The 582-nt window shown below is 57.7% G+C and carries 1 protein-coding gene and 1 pseudogene; one reads left to right on the forward strand and one right to left on the reverse strand.

The genetic code is table 11. The annotated features are described in order from the left end of the window. Positions 1–246: pseudogene (locus tag OQK_RS28970) on the forward strand (amino acid ABC transporter permease); the annotation flags it as partial. A gap of 3 nt (positions 247–249) precedes the next feature. On the opposite strand, the gene OQK_RS29835 reads toward OQK_RS28970, so the two are convergent. Next, entirely contained in the window at positions 250–495 is a 246-nt protein-coding gene (locus tag OQK_RS29835) for a hypothetical protein (protein ID WP_029529032.1), read from the reverse strand. Positions 496–582 lie beyond the last annotated feature (87 nt).

The raw sequence follows: 582 nt of genomic DNA on the forward strand, positions 1-582 counted from the left end.
ATGCGCACCATCATCCCGCCCGCCACCAACCAGTTCATCTCGATGCTCAAGGACTCGTCCCTGATCTCAGTGATGGGCGTGTGGGAAGTGATGTTCCTGGCGCAGTCCTATGGACGCTCAAGCTATCGCTACATCGAGATGCTCACCACCGCAGCAATCATCTACTAGGTGATGTCCCTCGGACTGGAACTGATCCAGGCACGGATGGAGCGGCATTACGGCAAGGGCTACGTACGGCGCGGGTGAGGGTCAGTTGCTCCATTTACGACGGACCTTGACCACGCCCATCTGCAAGCCGAAGGGGCGGAACACCGCGTTCAGCGACTTCAGGGTCTGATTGCCTTCACCGTGTTCGATACGCGGCCACAGCAGATGCGTTTTTAATCGCGCCGGACTAGAGACAACTCCCGCAAACCAGGGGTAGTTGGCCTGACAGTTATCACCCCGCGATCTCGCTAAATTCCCGGCCTCATTCATCAGAGGTTGGGATTTCATGTCCTTTACACAACACCGACTCGCACTTGTCATTGCCCTTGCCCTCAGCGCCGCCAGCCTTCAAACCGCGCAGGCGCGAGGCGATAT

The organism is Pseudomonas sp. R62 (genome assembly GCF_000257605.1).
Taxonomy (GTDB): Bacteria; Pseudomonadota; Gammaproteobacteria; order Pseudomonadales; family Pseudomonadaceae; genus Aquipseudomonas; species Aquipseudomonas atacamensis.

Bases quoted from the DNA above. Each gene is read 5' to 3' on its own strand.
- OQK_RS29835 (WP_029529032.1), bottom strand. From the start codon at position 495: ATGAAATCCCAACCTCTGATGAATGAGGCCGGGAATTTAGCGAGATCG.